13 protein-coding genes are annotated in these 16233 nt (G+C 67.8%); 8 read left to right on the top strand and 5 right to left on the bottom strand.

The features are described 5' to 3' along the window. Positions 1–6 precede the first annotated feature (6 nt). Positions 7–2139, bottom strand: a complete 2133-nt coding sequence (locus AC13GA_RS09800; protein WP_482997983.1) for a TonB-dependent receptor — start codon at positions 2137–2139, stop codon at positions 7–9. Positions 2140–2327: 188 nt separating this feature from the next. Between AC13GA_RS09800 and AC13GA_RS09795 the strand changes: the two genes are divergently transcribed. The 5 genes from AC13GA_RS09795 (at position 2328) to AC13GA_RS09775 (ending at position 6674) form a co-directional block, all read left to right on the top strand. Continuing rightward, the gene (locus AC13GA_RS09795; RefSeq protein ID WP_482997982.1) at positions 2328–3182 is read left to right on the top strand and encodes a helix-turn-helix domain-containing protein; all 855 of its coding nucleotides are present in this window, start codon (positions 2328–2330) and stop codon (positions 3180–3182) included. A gap of 111 nt (positions 3183–3293) precedes the next feature. Then, the gene (gene copC / locus AC13GA_RS09790) at positions 3294–3671 is read left to right on the top strand and encodes a copper homeostasis periplasmic binding protein CopC (protein ID WP_046982528.1); all 378 of its coding nucleotides are present in this window, start codon (positions 3294–3296) and stop codon (positions 3669–3671) included. Between the two features lie 10 nt (positions 3672–3681). Then, complete coding sequence (gene copD / locus AC13GA_RS09785; RefSeq protein ID WP_482997981.1) at positions 3682–4566, top strand: copper homeostasis membrane protein CopD; 885 nt, start codon at positions 3682–3684, stop codon at positions 4564–4566. Positions 4567–4611: 45 nt separating this feature from the next. Beyond that, positions 4612–5310: a heavy metal response regulator transcription factor gene (locus AC13GA_RS09780; RefSeq protein WP_006370165.1), complete on the top strand. Its 699-nt coding sequence runs from the start codon at positions 4612–4614 to the stop codon at positions 5308–5310. After that, the gene (locus AC13GA_RS09775; protein ID WP_482997980.1) at positions 5307–6674 is read left to right on the top strand and encodes a heavy metal sensor histidine kinase; all 1368 of its coding nucleotides are present in this window, start codon (positions 5307–5309) and stop codon (positions 6672–6674) included. The genes AC13GA_RS09780 and AC13GA_RS09775 overlap by 4 nt, the downstream gene beginning before the upstream one ends. Before the next feature lie 65 nt (positions 6675–6739). Here the strand turns inward: AC13GA_RS09775 and AC13GA_RS09770 are convergent, their stop codons facing one another. Then, on the bottom strand, positions 6740–7678 hold the full coding sequence (locus AC13GA_RS09770) for a LysR family transcriptional regulator (RefSeq protein WP_482997979.1): 939 nt from the start codon (positions 7676–7678) through the stop codon (positions 6740–6742). A 106-nt stretch (positions 7679–7784) separates the two neighbouring features. Here AC13GA_RS09770 and AC13GA_RS09765 point away from each other — a divergent pair, with 106 nt between their 5' ends. Further along, complete coding sequence (locus AC13GA_RS09765; RefSeq protein ID WP_482997978.1) at positions 7785–8528, top strand: SDR family oxidoreductase; 744 nt, start codon at positions 7785–7787, stop codon at positions 8526–8528. A gap of 68 nt (positions 8529–8596) precedes the next feature. Here the strand turns inward: AC13GA_RS09765 and AC13GA_RS09760 are convergent, their stop codons facing one another. From AC13GA_RS09760 to AC13GA_RS09750, 3 genes are read right to left on the bottom strand one after another with little or no spacing between them, the layout of a single operon-like run. Further along, positions 8597–11671, bottom strand: coding sequence for an efflux RND transporter permease subunit (locus tag AC13GA_RS09760; protein WP_482997977.1), 3075 nt, complete (start codon positions 11669–11671; stop codon positions 8597–8599). After that, complete coding sequence (locus AC13GA_RS09755) at positions 11668–12840, bottom strand: efflux RND transporter periplasmic adaptor subunit (RefSeq protein WP_426353399.1); 1173 nt, start codon at positions 12838–12840, stop codon at positions 11668–11670. The genes AC13GA_RS09760 and AC13GA_RS09755 overlap by 4 nt, the downstream gene beginning before the upstream one ends. Then, positions 12837–14084, bottom strand: coding sequence for a TolC family protein (locus AC13GA_RS09750; protein WP_482997976.1), 1248 nt, complete (start codon positions 14082–14084; stop codon positions 12837–12839). The genes AC13GA_RS09755 and AC13GA_RS09750 overlap by 4 nt, the downstream gene beginning before the upstream one ends. A 62-nt stretch (positions 14085–14146) precedes the next feature. Here AC13GA_RS09750 and AC13GA_RS09745 point away from each other — a divergent pair, with 62 nt between their 5' ends. Further along, on the top strand, positions 14147–14821 hold the full coding sequence (locus tag AC13GA_RS09745; protein WP_049399744.1) for a response regulator: 675 nt from the start codon (positions 14147–14149) through the stop codon (positions 14819–14821). Continuing rightward, a complete protein-coding gene (locus AC13GA_RS09740; protein WP_482997975.1) occupies positions 14814–16193 on the top strand; it encodes a sensor histidine kinase in 1380 nt (459 codons plus the stop codon). The genes AC13GA_RS09745 and AC13GA_RS09740 overlap by 8 nt, the downstream gene beginning before the upstream one ends. Positions 16194–16233 lie beyond the last annotated feature (40 nt).

Raw genomic sequence — 16233 nt, 5'->3', positions numbered from 1 at the left:
CTTTGCTCAGAAGCGGTAACCCACTTCCGCGCCGAAGATGCGCGGGCTGTCGACCGGGCCGTAGTAGTTGCCGTCGCGGCCGAAGGCCAGGTTGTCGAAGATCAGGCCATTGATGCGGCGCTTGTTGGTCAGGTTCTGCACGAACACCCGCGCGCTCCACGGCCCGGTCTCGTAGCCCAGCTGCGCACCGAGCACGGCCACTGCGGGCTGGAACGCGCGGTTGCGTTCATCCAGCGCACTGGAGCCGGTGAACTGCGATTCCAGCCGTGCATGGATGCCCGAGTCGAACTGATAGCGCGCCGCCAGATAGCCAGTGTAGTGAGGGGTCAGCTTGACCCGCTTGCCATCCAGGTTCTGGTCCACGCTGACCCACAGCTTGGTGTACTTCGCATCGACGTAGCCCACATTCGCCATCAGGGTGAAGCCCGGCAGCACTTCGAACACGCCCTCCAGCTCGGCACCACGCGAACGGATCGAGGCATCCGAACCTACGTAGTCCGACGAGATCGGGCGGCCGTTGGCATCGGTGGCCACCTGGATCTCCTGCCAGTTGTCCGAGGTGATGTGGAACAGCGCACCACCGATGTGGCCACGACCGCCGGCCAGGTTCATCTTGAAGCCCAGCTCATGGCTCCACATGCGTTCGGACTCGTAGCGCAGCACCTTGTCGTTGACCACATCGCTCTGCGCCGCAGCCAGATTGAAGCCACCCGGAATGTAGCCCTTGGCCGAGGCCGCGTAGAAGGAAAGGTCGTCAGTGGCGTCGTAGCGCAGCGACACCCGCGGCAGCGTGGCCGAGAAGGTATGCGCCAGCGCGGCATCGCGGTACAGCACGCGGCCACCGGCGCCCAGATCCAGCGCACCGGCACGCTGTTCGGTGGAGCGCCGTGCCTGCTCATGGCGCACGCCGGCGCTGGCGGTCAGCTTCGGCAATGCCGGGAAGGTATAGCTGGCGGTGGCGAAGACGCTGTAGTCCTCGCCCTTGGAGGTCTGCCGCGGCGCCAGGTTGTAGCTGTCCAGCCCATGCAGCGCCGGGCCGACGAAGGTGCCGAGGATCGAATCCTTGCTGTTGCGGTAGGTCGACACACCGGCCATCCAGGTCAGCGCCTGGTCGCTGGGCGAGCTGAAGCGCGCCTCGGCCGTCCATTCCTTCTTCCTGTCGTAGATGCGACCAGCCAATGCCGGGCTGTTGGTCATGTCGAAGTCGTAGCCGGCCGAGGTCACCTCCTCGTCCCGCCAGGAAGCGGCCACGTCCAGCGTGCCGGCCTGCAACTGCCATTGCGCACTGAGGCCGGCCACCGTTTCGTCCTTTTCGGTGCGCTTGGGCGCGTCGTTGATGTAGGTGAAGTCACCTGCACGGCGGCCGCCATTGAGCGATGTGCCGTAGGTGCGGTTGTAGAGGCCGGTATCCAGCGGCAGGTATTCATACTCGAACATGCCCGGCGCGCGGGTGCGCAGGTGATAGGCCAGCGCGTTCACCGAAACGTAGTCGCTCGGCCGCCAGCGCAGCTTGCCCTGGAGGTAGCCTTCGCCGACCTCGCCGCGCGCACCGGAAGGCGTGAGGTTCTTCAGGTAGGCGTCCTCATCGGAGCCCATGAACGCCACCGAGCCGGACAGGCTGCCCGTCTTGTTCAGCGGCCCTGCCAGGAAGCCATCGAGAGCGGTGCCATTGCCGTTGCCGAACCAGGTGCTGCGCAGGTTGACCTCGCCTTCGCGCTTGTCCGCAGGACCACGCGTACGCACCAGCACCAGGCCGGATTCGCTGTTGGCGCCATACAACGTGCCCTGCGGGCCGCGCAGCACCTCCACCGACTCGACCTGGTTGAGCACGGCATTGCTCAGTTCGCGGAACGGAATGCCGTCGATGTAGACCGAGGCGCGGTTGACCAGGAATGGATTGGACTCGATGCCGCGGATCGAGATGAACATGTTGCTGAGCTGGCCCATCGCATTGAACTTGACGTTCGGCGCGAGCTTGTCGAGGTCACGGAACTCGGTGACGCCCGCTTCCTTCAGCGCCTGCCGATCGAGCACCGTCACCGACAGATCGCTCTTCAGGTAAGGGGTATCGCGCTTGGAACCGGTGACGCGGACACCGTCGAGCGTGGTCGGGTCGGCCTGCTGGGCAAGGGCGGGCAAGGCAGGAACGAGCAGGGATGCTGCGATGAGCGCGGCAGCAGGCGTGGACGACTTCAAAGCGGGAACCTCGACGGATGGAGTGGCGGACGCGCGGGCGGCGGCAGCGCGGGACAAGAGTGTTATCCTGTAACATTCGCGCCCCGCCGCCACTCCATTTCCGGCAGCGCCGCTCCATTCCCGGATCCGTGATGCCCGCCCTCACCGACCAGTTGCTGCAGGAAACCCGGTCGCAGGCCCCTGCTGCCTACGCCAGCGATGACGGGGCGGTGGTGCTGCTGCGCCATCGCTTCGAGGTCAGCGAAGGCGAGATGGGCCATCCGCCCCAGCTTCGCCTGGGCCTGGCCGTGGGCGGCGGCGGACGGCTGCAGCAGCGCACCCTCAACGGCCTGCTGCAGGCGCCGTGGCGGCCCGGCCAGTTCAATCTGGTGCTGCCGGGAGACACCGGCACCTATGCCAGCCCCGCAGTCGATCTGCTCGGCATCGCCATCGATACCCGCCTGCATCCGCAGGATCCGCAGCGGTTGCAACACCTGCAGCCGCTGGCGGCGCGGCTGCACCACGACCCGGTGATCACTTCGGTACTGCAGGCGTTGTGGTGCAGCGCGCAGGCCGATGTCTGCCTGCCAGGCTTCCTGGAGCATGGCGCCCAGGTCCTGCTCCACCGCCTGGGCCAGCTTGCCGGGCTTGCCTGCACGGAACGCGGCAGGGACACGGCACTGTCCACGCGGCGGCTGCAGCAGCTGGAGGCCTACATCGATGCACAGCACGGCCAGCCTCTTGAAGTCGCACAGTTGGCCGCTGCGGTGCAGATGGACCCGTCCACGTTCGGTCGTGCGCTGCGCGCCGCCACCGGTCTGCCGCCCTATGCGTTCCTGACCCGACGCCGCATGCAATGGGCGCGCGGGGCACTGGCCCAGGGATGCAGCGTCACCGAGGTTGCGCTGGCCAGTGGCTACGCCAATCCCAGCAAGTTCAGCGCAGCCTTCCGGCGTGTGGTCGGTTGTTCGCCTTCGGCCTGGATCGCGCAGTCACGGGCCCGGTAGCGCCGGCCGCGGGCCGGCAGCCAACATTACAGACCGGTAATGTTCGCGTCAGGGCAGCGAAAGGCGCGCTGCACCACCCTGAGCGCAACTTCCCGACAGGCGTTCCCGCACATGACCCGCGCCCTGCTCCGCCCCACCTCGCTCGCCCTGCTGCTGTCCGGCCTTGCGGTCGCACCGCTGGCGCTGGCCCATCCCAGCCTGGTGCGTGCGACGCCGGCCGCCGACGCCACCGTGGCCCCGGCCAGCCAGATCGAACTGCAGTTCAGTGAAAAGGTGATGCCGCGTGCCACCCGCATCGAACTGAGCATGGACCATGGCCGCATGAAGATGGCGATGCCGACCACTGCGCAGGAGATCTCCGAGGACGGCCACACCCTGCGCGCGCGCTTCGCCAAGCCGCTGCCTGCCGGCACTTACGCCCTGCAGTGGCGCGCGGTCGGCCAGGACAGCCATCCGATCACCGGCAACTACCGCTTCACCGTGAAGTAAGGCCGCTGCTGTGGCCGAGCTTTCGCCGTATGCGCTGCGGTTTTCGCTGTATGCCGTGTTGATGCTGCTGTTCGGGCGGATGCTGTTCGTCCGGCCCGGGCTGCCGCACGGCGTCTCGCTGACGCTCACCGTGATCGCGTTGGTACTGGTCATCACCGACGCGGTGACCCGGTTGTCCGGCGTGCTTGGCATATCGCCGGCCGACATCGACGGCGAGACCGCGCGCTGGTTTCTTGCCGGTACGCCAGTGGGGGAAGCGGGCCTGCTGCGCCTCCTGGCCGTACTGGCAATGTTGCCGCTGCTGGCCATCAACCGCCCCGTACAGGGCCTGCGCCGCCTCGCACTGCTGGCACTGTCTGCCAGCGCATTGGCCAGCCTTTCCTGGAATGGCCATGCCGCCGCCGGCGACGGGTTCGGCGGCACACTTCGGCTCGGCGCCGGCATGCTGCATCTGCTGGCCGCCGGCGCCTGGGTCGGGGCGATCGCCGCCATCCTGCAACGGGCGCTGCGGCGGCAAGGACCGGGGCTGCACGAGCGCACCCACGAACTGTGGCAGGCCGCGCACGGATTCGCGGTACCCGGCACGATCATCGTCGCCACCTTGGCGATGACCGGGACCTACACCTATGTCGATCTTGGCGGTTCCGTGCAGAACCTCACCGGCACCGCACATGGGCGCTGGCTGATGATCAAGCTGGGGCTGGTGGGTGGCATGCTGGGGCTGGCCGCGCTGCATCGCTGGCGGCTGGTACCGGCGCTGGCCGTTTCCATCCGCGGCGGCTGGCAACCCAGGCCACTGCGTTCGCTGCGCCACAGCCTGGCCTGCGAAGCGGTGCTGGCGCTGCTGGTGCTGGCCTGCGTTGCGGTACTCGGCACCCTGGACCCGGTGGCATGAACCTCCGCTGCCGACCCACCCGCAAGCTGCGATGATGGCCGCACCATGAAACTGCTGATCGTCGAAGACGAACCCAAGACCGGCAACTACCTGCGCCAGGGCCTGATCGAGGCCGGCTATGTGGTCGACCTCGCCAGCAACGGCATCGACGGCCTGCACCTGGCCGAGAGCGGCGAGTACCAGCTGGTCATCCTCGATGTGATGCTGCCCGGCCTGGATGGCTGGACCGTGCTGTCGCGGCTGCGTGGAGCCGGCTGGCCGCTGCCGGTGCTGTTCCTGACCGCGCGCAGCAGCATCGCCGACCGTGTGCAGGGCCTGGAGCTGGGCGCCGATGACTACCTGGCCAAGCCCTTCGCTTTCGCCGAGCTGCTGGCGCGCGTGCGCACGCTGCTGCGCCGTGGCCAGGCGGTGCCGCAGGTGGAACGCATCGTCATTGCCGACCTGGTGGTGGATACCCAGCGCCGCCGGGTGGAGCGTGGCGGCCAGCGCATCGCGCTCAGCCAGAAGGAGTACACCCTGCTGGAGCTGCTGGCACGCCGCCGTGGCGAAGTGCTGCCGCGCTCGCTGATCGCCTCGCAGGTGTGGGACATGAACTTCGACAGCGACACCAATGTCATCGATGTGGCGATCCGCCGCCTGCGCGCCAAGATCGACGATGATTTCGCCGACAAGCTGATCATTACCGTGCGCGGCATGGGCTATGTGCTGGAGGCGCCGGACGACGGCGCGGCGCGCAACGGATGAGCCTGCGCCGCTCCATCGCGGTGCGGCTGACGCTGCTGTTCGCCACCGTGGCAACGCTGGTGCTGGCGGCACTGGGCGTGGCGATCTATGTCAGTGCCCGTCACGACCTGGTCGCACAGGATTTCACCGAGCTTGAGAACAAGGTCGCGTTGATCAGCGACCTGGCCGGCAATGGGCCTGCGTCCGTTCGCGGGCAGCGACTGGCAGAGGCGCTGAGCCACCATCCCGACATCGCCTTTCATATTGTGGATGCGCGCGGCACCGTGCTGTTTTCCACCGCGCCGGCGCTGCTGCGCGAACACGCCCGCAGCCAGCCTATCGATAGTGCCTTCCGGCGGCACGACTGGATCCTTGCCGACGGAACGTGCATGCATGCGCTGCACCTGCGCCAGACCCTGGCCGACGGCAGCCAGCTGCTGATCCTGCTGGCCATCGACGATGCCCGCCACGCCGACTTCCTGCAGCGCTTCCGCCACCTGCTGGCGATCGCCATCATCGGTGCCGCCGTGGCCAGCAGCCTGCTGGGTGGCTATGTGGTGCGGCGAACGCTGCGGCCGCTGCGGACGCTGGCCGATGAAGCCCGTCAGATCACCGCAGGGCGCCTGCAACGGCGGTTGAACGCCCGCAGCGCGCCGGCTGAGCTGGAACAGCTGGCGCAGACCCTCAACGGCATGCTGGCGCGCTTGCAGCAGGACTTCGCACGCATGACCGAATTCTCCGGTGATCTGGCCCACGAGCTGCGCACGCCGATCACCAACATGCTGACCCAGGTACAGGTGGTGCTGGCCCACCCGCGCAGCAACGAGGCCTACCGCGAGACGCTGGCCTCGTGCACCGAAGAACTGCAGCAGTTGGCGCAGACCGTGGGTGACCTGCTGTATCTGGCGCAGGCCGAGGCGCCGGGTGCACTGCCGTCGCGCGAGCCGGTGGCGCTGGATGCGGTGGTGGATTCGCTGCTGGAGTTTTACGAACTGCTGGCTGAGGACCGGCAATTGACCCTGCGCCGCGACGGCGTGGCGAGCGTGGAAGGCAACCGTTTGATGCTGCACCGGGCGATCGCCAATCTGCTGTCCAACGCGTTGAAGCACGCAGCCGTGGGCAGCCAGGTGCGGGTGGAGCTGGTCGAGGGCGATGGCATGTGCAGGGTCAGCGTGCACAACCTCGGCCCGCCGATCGCCGAAGCAGCACTGCCGCGCCTGTTCGATCGCTTCTATCGCGGCGAGCGTGGCCGCCACGAAGGTGCTGGACTTGGCCTGGCGATCACCCGCGCAATTGCACAGGCGCATGGCGGAACGGTAAGCGTGACCTCCGATGAAACCGGCACCGTGTTCGAGCTGGTGCTGCCGAGCGCCGCAGCCCCGTAATACCGGCCGCTGGCCGGCAGCCTTGGCACACCCAGCGTATTGCAGTTGCCGGCCAGCGGCCGGCACTACCCAGCATGGCCAGCGGTTGGTAGTGCCGGCCGCTGGCCGGCAACCCCGGCCGGGTCGAACATCCCGGCTACCCAATCGATGAACACCCGCAGCCGCGGCGACGGCGTGCGGTTGCGCGGGTAGACCAGATTCAACGGGCTCGGCGTCGGCGGTGCGTCCGGCAACAGCTCGACCAGCTGCCCGCGCGCAATGTAGGGGTCCATCCGGTAGCGCGGCGCCTGGATGATGCCCAGCCCTGCCAGGGCTGCACCAAGGAAGGCATCGGCGCCGGAGACGCGCACACGCGCGGGCAGCGGGACATAGCGGACCTGGCCAGCCTGCTGGAACTCCAGTGGGATCAGCTGGCCGGTGGCACTGGAGCGGTAACCGACCATCTGGTGGCCCTGCCCCAGCGATTCGATGCTGTCGGGCAAACCGTGCGCCTGCACATACCCTGGCGAGGCCACGGTAACTTCGCGCAGCAGCGTCAACCGCCGCGCTGCCAGATCGCTGTCGGCCAGAGTGCCGACACGCAGCGCCGCATCCACACCCTCGCGCAGAAGATCGACATAGCGATCGCCCTCGCTGACCTCCAGTTCGATCTCCGGGTAGCGCTGCAGGAAGTCCGGCAGGTGCGGAAACAACAGATGCCTGCCCAGCGTGCCGTGTACCTCGATGCGCAGCGGACCGCGTGGCGGCACGTCACGGAACGCGGCCTCGGCATCGTCCATGTCGGCGATCAACCGCAGGCAGCGACCGTAAAAGGCCTCGCCTTCCAGGGTCGGCACCACCAGCCGCGTGGTCCGGTGCAACAGGCGCACGCCCAGCCGATTCTCCAGCGCCTTGATCGCATCGGTCACCGTGGCCCGGGGCAGGCCGAGGTCCTCGGAGGCACGGGTGAAGCTGCGGCGCTCGACGATACGGACGAAGGCGCGCATGGCCGTGAAACGGTCCATTGTTCGGCTACCCGGATGATGTTGGCGGATTATGCATGATTATCCGGATCGATGAGATGGCGAAGATGGCACTGCGCCAGTCCGGCGCGCCCTGCTGGAACCGACCATGCCCACCTCCTCCGCCCGCCGTGTCGCCCTGGTCACCGGTGGTTCCCGTGGCATCGGCGCTGCCATTTCGCGCCGTCTGGCCGCCGACGGCCATGCCGTGGCGATCAACTACGCCGGCCGCCGCAATGATGCCGAGGCACTGGCAGCCGAACTCACGGCCACTGGTGCGCAGGCCATCGCGCTGCAGGCCGATGTGGCCGACCCGCAGGCGGTGCGCCAGCTGTTCGACGCCATCGAGACCCGCTTCGGCGGCATCGACGTGGTGGTGAACAGTGCTGGCGTACTGCAGCTGGCGCCGCTGGCCGCCAGCGACGACGCACTGTTCGAACGGGTCATCGGCATCAACCTGAAGGGCGCCTTCAACGTGCTGCGCGAGAGCGCGCGACGGGTGCGTGACGGCGGCCGCCTGATCAGCCTGTCCACCAGCGTGGTCGGCATCAAGCTGGAGAACTACAGCGTGTACGCGGCCAGCAAGGCCGCGGTGGAGACGATGGGCGCGATCCTCAGCAAGGAGCTGCGCGGGCGCAACATCACCGTGAACGCGGTGGCGCCCGGCCCGACCGCCACCGACCTGTTCCTGGATGGCAAGGCACCGGAGCTGATCGAGCGGCTGGCAAAGATGAATCCCCTGGAGCGACTGGGCACGTCGGAGGACATCGCCGGAGCGGTGGCCTTCCTGGCCGGTGCCGATGGCGGGTGGATCAACGGCCAGGTGCTGCGCGCCAATGGCGGGATGGTGTGACCACGCGCCAACCCCGGTAGTCGCCCACCTTGGTGGGCGCTTCACCGCGTGCCAACCAAGGTTGGCATCTACCGGGCCATGGCGCGGCGCCGGTGCACCCAGTAGTACAGCGTCGGCAGTACCAGCAGGGTCAGCAGCATCGCCGACAGCAGGCCACCGATCACCACCACCGCCAGCGGCTTCTGGGTCTCGGCACCGATCGCATGCGAGGTCGCCATCGGCAGCAGGCCGAACATCGCCAGCAGCGCGGTCATCAGCACCGTGCGCAGGCGCTGTAGCGAGCCCTGCACCACCGACTGCAGCAGGTCCATGCCCTGCTCGCGCAGCTGGGCGAATCGACTGAGCATCACCACCCCGTTCAGCACCGCTTGTCCGAACAACGCAATGAATCCGATCGCCGCCGACACCGATAGAGGAATGCCGGTCAACCACAGGGCCAGGATGCCGCCGATCATCGCCAGCGGTACGTTGGCCAGGATCAGCGCCGCGCTGCTGATGTCCTTGAAGGCATCGAACAGCAGTACGAAGATGAGCAGCACCGACAGCGGAATCACCCAGCCCAGCCGCTTCATCGCACGCTGCTGGTTCTCGAACTCGCCGGACCATTCCAACCGGTAGCCTTCCGGCAGCTGCACGCTGGCATCCACGCGCTTGCGCATGTCGGCCACCACGCTGCCCATGTCACGCCCTGCGATGAAGATGCTGACCGCCTTCACCCGCTGCGCGTTCTCGCGCGAGATGTTGATCGCGCCGCTGGCCATGCGGAAGTCGGCCACGTCGGACAGCGTCACCGTGTGGCCATCGCCGATACCCACTGGCACCGTGCGCAGCCTTTGCAGGTCGCGGTCGGCATCGTCCAGGCGCAGCGAGATCGGGAACTTGCGATCGCCCTCCCACAGCTCGCCGACCTGGCGCCCGCCCAGCGCGGTCTCGATCACTTCGTCGATGTCGCGCACATTCAGGCCATAGCGTGCTGCACGGTCGCGGTCGATCTCGATCTGCAGCTGCGGCAACGAACCATCGCGGTCGATGAAGGCGCTCTCCACGCCCTCCACCCCGCGCACCTGGCCCAGGATGGCCTGGGCGTACTGGTTGAGCACGTCCAGATCCGAGCCGCTGACCTTGATGACCACCTGGCCCTTGATCTGCGAGATGCTCTCCAGGATGTTGTCGCGCACCGGCTGCGAGATCGAGAACTCCGGCCCCGGAATGCGCTGCTCCAGCGTGCGCTGCAGGTCGCTCACCAGCTGCCGCTTGTCCACGCCCTTCGGCCATTCCTTCTCCGGCTTCAACGCCACCAGCGCCTCGATCTGGTTGGCACCCTTGGCATCGGACCCGTCTTCCGGGCGCCCCAGCTTGGCCACCACCGTCGACACCTGCGGGAAGCTGCCGACCAGCTCACGGATGCGCCGCGACTGTTGCTGCGCTTCGGCCAGGCTGGTGCTGGGGTCGAGTGTGGCGGTCAGCCAGATCGACCCTTCGTCCAGCTCGGGCAGGAACTCCGAGCCCAGGCGAGTGCCCAGTGCCAACGTACCCACCAGCAACGCAACTGCGGTCAGCACCACCGCACGTGGCCGGGCCAGTGCGCGCTCCAGGATCGGCCGGTACCAGTCGGTCAGGCGGTCCATCAGCGGGTTGCCATCGCGCATGCGGTCCCGTCGCAGCCACCAGTAGCAGAACAGCGGCACCACGGTCAGCGCCAGGATCAACGCACCGATCAGCGCAGAGGTCACCGAGTACGCCATCGGCGCGAACATGCGGCCTTCCTGGCGCTGCAGGGTGAAGATCGGGATGTGCGCGGCGATGATGATCAGCATCGAGAAGAACGTCGGTCGGCCCACTTCCGATGCGGCCGAAAGAATGGTCGAGAACCGCGTCTTCCGATCAGCCGTAGGTGGCAGCTTCGACAATCGCGAGACGATGTGCTCGGTGACGATCACCGCGCCATCGATGATGATGCCGAAGTCCATCGCACCCAAGGACAGCAGGTTGGCCGGCACGCCCCACAGGTGCAGGCCGAGGAAGGTCGACAGCAGCGCCAGCGGCATCATCGCCGCCACGATCAGCGCGGCGCGGGCGTTGTACAGGAACAGCCACAGCACCAGGAACACCAGCACCGCACCTTCCAGCAGGTTGCGGAAGACCGTCTTCAGCGTGGTCGTGACCAGCCACGAGCGGTCGTAGAACGGCTCGATGCTGACCCCAGCCGGCAGCTGGTTCGCCTCGATCTCGGCGATGCGCGCATGCAGAGCGTCGAGCACGTCGGACGGATTCTCGCCCTTGCGCATCAGCACCATGCCGAACACCGCATCGTCATTGTCGTCCTGGCCGACCAGGCCCTGCCGTGGCAGGCCGGTATCGGCGATGCCGGCGAGGTCGCGCACCAGGATCGGCGTGCCCCCACGCTGCGCCACCACCACGTTGCCGATGTCGGCCGGCGAACGCATCAGGCCCACGCCGCGGATCAGGAACTGCTGCTGCCCGCGCTCCACGTAGCCGCCGCCGGCGTTGGAGCTGCCCTTTTCCAGTGCCTCAGCGAACTCACCCAGGCTGATGCCGCGGTCACGCAGCTTGTCCAGGTCCGGCTTGACCTGGAAGGTGCGCGCGAAGCCACCGAAGCTGATCACATCGGCCACGCCCGGCACGGTGCGCAAGCTGCGCTCCATCGTCCATTCCTGCACGGTGCGCAGCTGGGTCGGCGTCATGTGCGGGCCCTTGAGCACGTAGCGGTAGATCTCGCCCACCGCAGAGCTCATCGCCTCCAGCTCCGGGGTCACCCCTTCTGGCAGCTCCACACCCTGCAAGCGCTCCAGCACCTGCTGGCGCGCGAAATAGTCGTCGGCCTTGTCGTCGAAGGTCAGGATGATCATCGACAGGCCGAACTGGGTATGCGAGAACACCCGCACCGAATGCGGGATGCCGGACAGCGCCACTTCCAGCGGCATTGTCACTTCGCGCTCCACCTCTTCGGCGGCACGGCCCGGGTGCAGCGACACCACCGTTACCTGGGTGTCCGACACATCCGGGAAGGCTTCCACCGGCAGTACGCGGAACGCGGCAATGCCAGCGCCGATGAACAGCAGCAGTGCCAGCATCACCATCAATGGCTGGCGCAGGCAGTAGGCAATCAGGCGATCGATCATGGCGCAGCGTGCCCGCTACCGGTGCTGACGGCTGCCGGCGCGCTGTCGACCAGCTGCTGCAGCAGCAGGCCGCCTTCGACCACCACCCGGCTGCCGGCGGCGAGGCCCTCACGTACCCACAGCCGGCCGTCACCCAGCTCCTCCGCGTGCACGGCGCGACGCACGAAGCGGCCCTTGCCCTCTTCCACGAACACCACCTGCTTGCCGTCGATCAGCAGCACCGCCGCATCGGGCAACGAGACACCGCCCTCGGCCGGCAACGCCACCTGGGCGCGCACATATTGTCCGGCCTTGAAGCCGCGTGCACGATTGTCCAGCTCGGCGCGTGCCTGCACCACGCGGCGTTCGCTATCGACGAAGTCATCCACGTGCTGGAGGGTCGCCTGCAGTGGTTGCCCATCGGCGCCGGGCACGCTCACCTGCATGCCCGCCTTCAAGCGTCCGGCGAGGCTTTCGGGGATGTCCAGCAACAGCCACAGGCGGTCCGGATCGCCGATCACTGCCAACGGCTGTTCACTGTCCGGGCTGACCGACATTCCCGGGCTCATTCGCCGCTCCACCAGCACGCCATCGATGGGCGCGCGCAGCGGCAGGCGCTGATCGACGCGCTGGCCGTTGCCATAGGCCTTGGCGAAGGCAGTCGTGCGCGCATGATCGGCCTGGCTGCCAGCGAAGTTGGCCTCGGCCTCGTCCAGTTCACGACCCGACGCCACTCCCGCCGCATGCAGTTCGCGGGTACGGTCCAGTTCCTTGCGTGCCTGCTGCAGCTCGGCGCGGCCACGCGCACCTTCAGCCTGGGCCTGGCCGAACTCGGGCGAGGTGATCCAGGCGATCACCTGGCCAGCCTTCACCTTCTGCCCCGGCTGTGCCTCGATGCGCGCCACCTGCCCCGGCAGCGGCGTGTGGAGTGCGCTGGAGCGCGTCTCATCCCAGACCACCCGGCCCGGCAACTGCAGGCTGGCGCTTGCGCCGACACTCACCGCCTCGCTGCGCAGCACGTCCAGCTGGCGGCTGTCGGCGGGAAACTGGATCTGGCCGGCGCTGACCTGCGGCGCATCCTCAAGATAGGATGCTGGCTCTCGACCGCAGCCGCCCAGCAGGGCCAGCGCCAGTAAGGCCGGCAGCACGGCGTGTCGCGCCTGCGGGCGATAAGTGACGGTGGACTTCATCGGGACTCTCCTTCAGCAACGGATGCGGCCGCTTCCCAGCGCGCCAGGGCAATGGCATGGTCGGCACGCGCTTCAATCAGCGCGGCCTCGAACTCGCGCCAGCTGCGGCGCGCATCCAGCAGATCGGTCAGGCTGGCAGCACCACGCCGGTAGGCCAGCTCGATGCCCTGCACGGCCTTGCGTGCGGCGTCTGACTGCAGCCCCTCGTACTCGGTGCGACGCTGTGCGGCGGACTGCGCACTGGCCTGCAGCTGGTCCAGTTCGGCGCGTGCTTCGCGCTGCAGCACCTGAATTTCCAGTGCGGCGCTGTCGCGGTCGGCCTCGGCACGCTGGATCGCGCCGCGCGCCCGCGACGGCCCACCCAGCGGAATGGTCAACGACACACCCCAGGTGACACCGCTGATGTCGGTCGGCTCACGCTCTGCTTCCACACCCAGTTGAACGTCGCGGTGGCGCTCGCTGCGTGCCAGTGCCACGCCGGCATCGGCGGCAGCCAGGCGCGAACGCGCGGCACGCAGATCGGCACGCTGCTGCGGATCGAACGCGCGCTCATCGGCCCTGCCCGCGGGGTCTGGCCACGGATCATCGGCGCTGAGGTCATGGCTGTCGTCACGTCCAAGCAGCATCCCCAGCACATTCCGCGCGTCACGCAGATCCAATGCTGCCTCGCGCGCCGCGTCTGCCACAGCCAGGTCGTCCACCGCCAGCCGCGCGCGATCCACCGACGCCATCACCCCTGTCGCAACCTGCTTGTCCGCCGCCGCCATCTGCTCGGCCGAGCTCTGCCGGTTGGCGTCGGCAATCTGCGCCCGCTCCTGTGCGCCCTTCAGGCCGAAATAGGCTTCATGCAGCGCCACCTGCTGGCGGCGCCGGGTATCGAGCATCTCCAGCCCGGCCACTTCCAGCAGCGCGTCGGCCTGTCGGATGCGCAATGCACGCTTGCCACCGCGTTCCCAGGTCCAGCCCAGGCCCACGGTGCTGTCCACGCGCCTGTCCTGCCAGCGCCCCGGGCCGATGCCATGCTTGGGGCTGATCTTGCTGGTGCCGATCGACAACTCGGTGGCCGGCCGCAACGCCGCCATCTGCGCATCACCCTGTACCCCGCGCAGTTCCAGTGCCGCCGCGCGCAGGTCCGGGTTGTGCGCTTCCATTGCACGCTGCGCTTCTGCAAGGGACAGCGCCGAAGCCGCAGGCGCGCACAATAGAGCGGCCAGCACGGCCGCATGACGAGGGGAGAAATTCATGCACGTCACGGTAAGGTGATGCACTTGCGCCAAACTTGCCCGAACCTTGCACGAAGCTTGCAATGCGAATCCTGCTGATCGAAGACGATGCTGCCCTGGCCGATGGACTGATCCGCGCCCTGCAGGGCGCCGGCCATCTGTGCGACCACCTTTCGCGCGGGCTGCACGCACCTGCGGCGCTGGCCAGTGCACCCTATGACGTGATGGTGCTGGACCTTTCATTGCCGGACGTGGATGGCCTCGACCTGCTGTCGCGCCTGCGCAACGATGGCGCCACCCTGCCGGTGCTGATTCTCACTGCGCGCGATGGCGTGGAGGACCGCATCCTCGGCCTCGACCGTGGCGGTGACGACTATCTGGCAAAACCATTCGCGCTGGGTGAGCTGGAAGCGCGCCTGCGTGCATTGTCGCGCCGCCGCAGTGACGCACCAGCACAGAAGCGATTGGGCCGGCTGTGCTTCGACAGCATCCGCAACGAAGTGCAGGTGGACGGCCAGCGCATCGAGCTGACCGCACGCGAGCTGTCGCTGGTCGAGGCATTGATGCAGCACCCGGGGCGCACCGTGACCAAGCAGCGCCTGTTCGATGCGTTGTACAGCTGGGATCACGAGGCCAACCTGTCGGTGATCGAGGTGCACGTCAGCCGCCTGCGCCGCAAGCTGGAGCAGGCCCACGCCGGCGTCGGCATCCGCATGTTGCGCGGCCTCGGCTACCGGTTGGAGGCCATGGGTGACTGAGCGCGTGCACAGCCTGCGCGGCCTGCTGCTGCGGCGTCTGTGGCTGCCTCTGCTGGTGCTGCTGCTGTGCAGTGCGGTGGGTTCATTCGCCTTGGCGCGCTTCTATGCCGGCCAGGTCTACGACCGCTGGCTGCTGGATTCAGCGATGTCGTTGTCCGAACTGGTGACGGTGCAGGACGGCCGCGCATCCATCGAAATCACCCCGGCGGTATCACGCATGTTCACCTGGGACACCGCCGACGAAGTGCATGGCGAGGTGGTCGATGCGGATGGCGGGCGCCTGTATGGCGACCTGCCCGAGGCACTACCTCGCCCCATGGCCGCCGCTGGGAATGACGACGCGGTGTACTACGACGCGCGGCTACGCGGGCAGGCCGTGCGCATGGTTGAAGTGGTGGTCAGCGCCGGCCCGGGCCATGACATCCGGCTGCGCGTGGCCGAGACACTGCGCAAGCGCCATCGGCTGGAGCGCAAGCTGTTGCTGACCAGCGTTCCGTTCCAGGCCGCAATCCTGGCACTGGCGGCGTGGCTGGCCTGGTCCGGTACAGGCGCTGCCGCACGCCATGCCAACCTGGTCGCGCGGAAGTTGGCCAGTCCGCGGCCGGATCCTTTGGCACCGCTGGATCCTGCGCAGGAAGCGCCGCGCGAACTGTGGCCGGCGGTGGAGGCTTACAACGCGCTGCTGCAGCGGCTGGACGCGATGCAGGCCGCGCAGCGCCGCTTCGTCAGCAACGCTGCACATCAGCTGCGCACACCGTTGGCAGCGATGCAGGTGGAGCTGGAGAGTTCATTGCGCCAGCATGATCCGCAGGCCCAGCAGCTGGCATTGTCCGGCACGCTGGCCGGGCTGGCCCGCTTGCAGCATCTGGTCAACCAGCTGTTGATGCTCAGCCGCTCCGAAGATCCGCATGGCAGCGCACTGCCGCTGCAGCCTGTGGACCTGGCCGCGTTGGCGCGCGGCGTGGTGGAGCGCTATGCCGACCGTGCATTGACTGCAGGCGTCGATCTTGGCTATGACGGGCCCGACGATGGCCTGCAGGTACAGGGCGATCCGCAGCTGCTGCGCGAGGCACTGGGCAACCTTCTGGACAACGCGCTGCGCTATGGCGGCGTGCGCGGCGTGATCACCCTGGGTCTGCAGCACGATGCCGGTGGCGTGCGGGTGTGGGTGGACGATAACGGCGCCGGCATCGCCGAAGCCGAGCGCGCGCGCGTCACGGAACGCTTCTACCGAGCCAGCACAGAAGGCGACGGCTGCGGGCTGGGGCTGGCGATCGTGGCCGAGATCGCGCAGCGGCATGATGCGGCGCTGGTGATCGATACCGCCCTGATCGGTGGCGCGCGGGTGGGGCTGCGGTTTCGTTCCCGCTGACGTCCTGCGTACCAACCAAGGTTGGCACCTACCAGTCACG

This window comes from Stenotrophomonas sp. 22DLJC03 (assembly GCF_056861405.1).
This window is presented reverse-complemented; position numbering and strand designations above follow the sequence as displayed.

Coding starts and splice junctions, on each gene's coding strand:
- AC13GA_RS09795 (WP_482997982.1), top strand. CDS start 2,328: ATGCCCGCCCTCACCGACCAGTTGCTGCAGGAAACCCGGTCGCAGGCC.
- copC (WP_046982528.1), top strand. CDS start 3,294: ATGACCCGCGCCCTGCTCCGCCCCACCTCGCTCGCCCTGCTGCTGTCC.
- AC13GA_RS09780 (WP_006370165.1), top strand. CDS start 4,612: ATGAAACTGCTGATCGTCGAAGACGAACCCAAGACCGGCAACTACCTG.
- AC13GA_RS09775 (WP_482997980.1), top strand. CDS start 5,307: ATGAGCCTGCGCCGCTCCATCGCGGTGCGGCTGACGCTGCTGTTCGCC.
- AC13GA_RS09770 (WP_482997979.1), bottom strand. CDS start 7,678: ATGGACCGTTTCACGGCCATGCGCGCCTTCGTCCGTATCGTCGAGCGC.
- AC13GA_RS09765 (WP_482997978.1), top strand. CDS start 7,785: ATGCCCACCTCCTCCGCCCGCCGTGTCGCCCTGGTCACCGGTGGTTCC.
- AC13GA_RS09760 (WP_482997977.1), bottom strand. CDS start 11,671: ATGATCGATCGCCTGATTGCCTACTGCCTGCGCCAGCCATTGATGGTG.
- AC13GA_RS09755 (WP_426353399.1), bottom strand. CDS start 12,840: ATGAAGTCCACCGTCACTTATCGCCCGCAGGCGCGACACGCCGTGCTG.
- AC13GA_RS09750 (WP_482997976.1), bottom strand. CDS start 14,084: ATGAATTTCTCCCCTCGTCATGCGGCCGTGCTGGCCGCTCTATTGTGC.
- AC13GA_RS09745 (WP_049399744.1), top strand. CDS start 14,147: ATGCGAATCCTGCTGATCGAAGACGATGCTGCCCTGGCCGATGGACTG.